Source organism: Wolbachia endosymbiont of Drosophila incompta (genome assembly GCF_001758565.1).
Lineage (GTDB): Bacteria > Pseudomonadota > Alphaproteobacteria > Rickettsiales > Anaplasmataceae > Wolbachia > Wolbachia pipientis.
In genome coordinates, this window is the sequence record NZ_CP011148.1 from 860,905 (window position 1) to 864,749 (window position 3,845).

Sequence of the window (3,845 nt, forward strand, 5' to 3'; positions counted from 1 at the left end):
ACTTTCTGATCATTTAGGTATAATTCTCCCTCTATCATTTGCACTTTGTCACCTGGTGTTCCTATTACTCGCTTAACAAACCTGATGCTGTCATTTCTTGTGGGTTTGAAAACTACTATGTCGCCACGCTTTGGAGGGGTATAAAAAATCCTGCCGCTAAAAATGTTTGGAGAAAATGGAAAGGAGTGTTTACTGTAACCGTATGAATATTTACTAGTAAAAATGTAATCCCCTTCAAGTAGGGTGCTTTTCATTGAACCAGAAGGTATATGAAATGGCTCGAATAAAAAACTACGTATTGATAGCGCAATCAACAGTAAAAAAAACAATGAAGATAAAAATCTTCCCGTTCTTATCACCCAGTTTTTGCTTAGTTCTTCCAACTTTTCCAACTTTGTTTTTCTTATAGATTAAGCTTATTATAATACATAAATTAAAAAATGGTAATATGAAATTTTACTTGTGAATGTTATTCCTCTATTCAAAACAATTTTGAAAAGGCGGTTCATTTCTTTCAACGGTGTCATCCAAGTAGCGTGACACATAACTGTACGAACATTGCAATTTGCAGGTGGCAGATGAAAGTAGCTGATGCACATCTGTACAAACATTTGCTTTTGTTAAGGTAATATGGTGTTATGAAAGTAGCTGACACTGGAATGGCTTTGTTGCATCGCTACTTATGAAAGGCTAACTATAGTTAGGATTATAAGCAACCTATTGAAAATCTTGTTTTTTTGCAATCAATCTGATCAAATTTAAGAATAGTAATTTGTTATTTATATTAATAAATTTAATTCTATTGAAAATAGCTAAAGCATTGAAATTCTTGAATTTTAGCCGGATTGGTAAATGGTAGTGAAATTTCTTTTACTCAAATTTAGGTATTCATTGACCGTTCTTGTTATAAATACCAGAATAATAAGCTACTGATATTCCCTATCTTTTTTATCTTTAATCCATCATAGCTAGCGATGCAACAAAGCCCACTGGAATCTAGGTTGTAACCGTTCACGGATTGTGAGAATGAATAAAGAACTAAGCAGTCGTAACTTTTGGAAGGGATTTTGGCCATTGAGACGTGATGTCAAAAATATCGACAACATTCTTTCCACAAATCTTTCTCCATGTTCCGACCAGGTGAAAAAGCTGTTTTTACGATAGCCGTCTAATTTGCCGTTCTGCAAGGTTGTTGATTGACTTCAGGCTTTCGTAAAAACTTCCACACCATATCCTCGGCCTTAACATCTTAATGGCCATTCTCAAACCATTTACAAGCCTTGTCATTTCATGCCCCCCCTTTTTGCATTAGTTGTGTAGCATCTTTTAATATTAGCAAGGCCTATAATAGTGCAACACTGCCTTACGTATTGCCAATCCAAATTCTACTTGCTGTAAAATAACACAATCTGCTACATCGCCGCTAATCTCAATCCCTCTGTTTATTGGCCCTGGGTGCATAACAATCGCATCTGGTTTTGCGTATGATAGCTTTTGTGAATCAAGTCCATACAAATAAAAATATTCTTTCTCTGAAGAACTATTATTCATGCGCTCTTTCTGCAATCTCAAAAGCATAATTACGTCAGCATCCTTTATACCTTCAATTAATGAATAATGGACTGAATCTACTTCAGGAAAATGCTTACAAATCAAAGTTGGTGGTGCGACCAAGTTTATCTCTGCTCCAAACATTTTTAGCAATCTTATATTTGATCTTGCAACTCTACTGTGCAGAATATCTCCACATATCACAACTTTGAGGTCCTTTATTTGCTTTTTGTGATTGCTGATTACAAGATAGTCTGCAAGAGCTTGAGTTGGATGTTCACTACTTCCATCGCCTGCATTGATTAGCGAGCAGTTAACATACTTTGCCAGTGTATTAATGATACCACTACTTTTATGCCTGATTATTATGTAATCAGGATTCATTGCATTTAATGTTTTGATCATGTCTTTTAGATCTTCTCCCTTGTTAATAGAAGAAGATCTTATTGGCAAAGTTACAACATTTGCTCCAAGGCTTTTTGCTGCTATTTCAAAAGACGCAAGTGTACGCGTTGAATCTTCAAAGAATAAATTTATTACTGTCTTATTTTCCAAGATATGACTATTTGCAACTTCTTTTTTAAGGTACTGGTTGGCCAACTTAGTTATATTTTCTACATCATCGACTGTAAGGTCTGAGATGTTTAACAAATTCCTTCTCTTGTTCATAGTTTCCTTTTCAACTACTTGAACCTATTCTACTTTCTTATTACCTTTTTTCAATAGACTTCTTGTGCAGCAATTGTTTTGGTGAAAGAACGGAAAAAGATAGTAAAGTCAAAATTAAGTTAGAAGGAAGAAAAAGTTCAGCGAGTCAAGAGTAAGGTATATTAGCATAAATCTTTCATCCCAATGTTTAGTGGCGCTGGGGATTACTTCCACTTACACTCATCCGCTATCATAACAGCCTCAAAAAGATGCTTCTCAAGTTCACTTAGAGGCAAATCACTTTGTGAATAATTTCCCCAAGATTTTAGTATATCGGAAGTTTCAACGCCTTCAATAATAGGATATTCTTGGTTTTTTTTAGCGTATAACTCTTGAGCCTGCTTGCTTACTAAAAATTCCAATAAGACTATAGCATTTTCCCTGTTTTTTGCGTTTTTTGTTACTGCTGCACCACTGATGTTTACCATTACACCGTGATCGTTGCGATTAGGAAAAAAAGCCCCTAGCTTGTCTGCAACATTCTTTTTATTTTCTGATGAAAGAATTCTCGCAAAGTAGTAGCTGTTTACTATTGCAACATCTCCCTCACCCGCTGCTACGGCGTAAATTTGATCAGTATCACCACCACTTGGTTTTCTTGCCATATTGCTCACAATTCCGCTTACCCATTCTTTCGTCTTTTCAAAACCATTATTTGCAATCATAAAAGCAATTAACGATCTGTTATATGGACTTGTAGAAGAACGCACTAATATTTTTCCTTTCCATTTTTCATTTGCTAAATCTTCATAAGTACTTAAGTCCTTAGGGTCTACTGACTCTTTATTGTAAACCAATATCCTAGCTCTTTTTGTAAGACCAAACCAATAATCTTCACTGTCTCTAAATCTTGCAGGTATAACACTTTTTAAAACCTCTGAATCTACTTGAGATAAAAGTCCTCTTTTTTTTGCTAGAATTAAGTTGATTGCATCAGCAGTCAAAAATAAGTCAGCTTCACCACCGTTTTCCATTCGTGAAAATAGCTGAGAATAATCATCAATGATGTAACGTACTTTAATACCTGTATTTTTCGTGAATTCATCAAACAAAGTACGTACTAATTCTTCTTTGCGCGATGAATAAACATTTACCACTTGTGAGTCATTAGTTCCGTCGTTTCTGTATAAATAAGTAATAACTATCAATATAATTGCTATTAAGGATGTGAATATAAAGGCTTTTTTCATATTGGATAAAAAATAACTTCTTTCAGTTAAAGTTACCAAGATGGTACAACTTTAGCAAGTGTAAAGTTCGTTAGATAAATCATAAAAACTTCCTTGACAAGCTTCGCCAGCCCCCTTATTATAACACTGAAGCTATTTATTTATCTTCGCAATCTCTGCAGTGGATTAATGACAAAAAACTTAATGTATTTGGCGTAAATCATGCTTAATTTTTTGCACTATGTGCACCTTATTTCTTTATAAAATTTCTAGGTTTTTACCTAATATAAGCTGAAATGCGCTATTTAAAACATTAAAAAACGCCAACTTAAAAAATGGATAGTGAATAACTAGCTACCCTAGGGTTTCTTTTGCCTTTTTTTCTGTTTAGTAAATTGTATCCGTTCAGCGGAGTGG

At 34.4% G+C, this 3,845-nt stretch carries 3 protein-coding genes; all 3 read right to left on the bottom strand.

The features are described from left to right. The coding region (gene lepB / locus WG67_RS08580) for a signal peptidase I (protein WP_458694908.1) at window positions 1-383 on the bottom strand (383 nt) is incomplete at its 3' end. Between the two features lie 949 nt (window positions 384-1,332). Next, complete coding sequence (locus tag WG67_RS03835) at window positions 1,333-2,220, bottom strand: aspartate carbamoyltransferase catalytic subunit (RefSeq protein WP_070356937.1); 888 nt, start codon at window positions 2,218-2,220, stop codon at window positions 1,333-1,335. A gap of 203 nt (window positions 2,221-2,423) precedes the next feature. Continuing rightward, a complete protein-coding gene (locus tag WG67_RS03840; RefSeq protein ID WP_070356938.1) occupies window positions 2,424-3,449 on the bottom strand; it encodes an extracellular solute-binding protein in 1,026 nt (341 codons plus the stop codon). Between the last annotated feature and the right edge of the window lie 396 nt (window positions 3,450-3,845).

Coding starts and splice junctions, on each gene's coding strand:
- WG67_RS03840 (WP_070356938.1), bottom strand. CDS start 3,449: ATGAAAAAAGCCTTTATATTCACATCCTTAATAGCAATTATATTGATA.
- WG67_RS03835 (WP_070356937.1), bottom strand. CDS start 2,220: ATGAACAAGAGAAGGAATTTGTTAAACATCTCAGACCTTACAGTCGAT.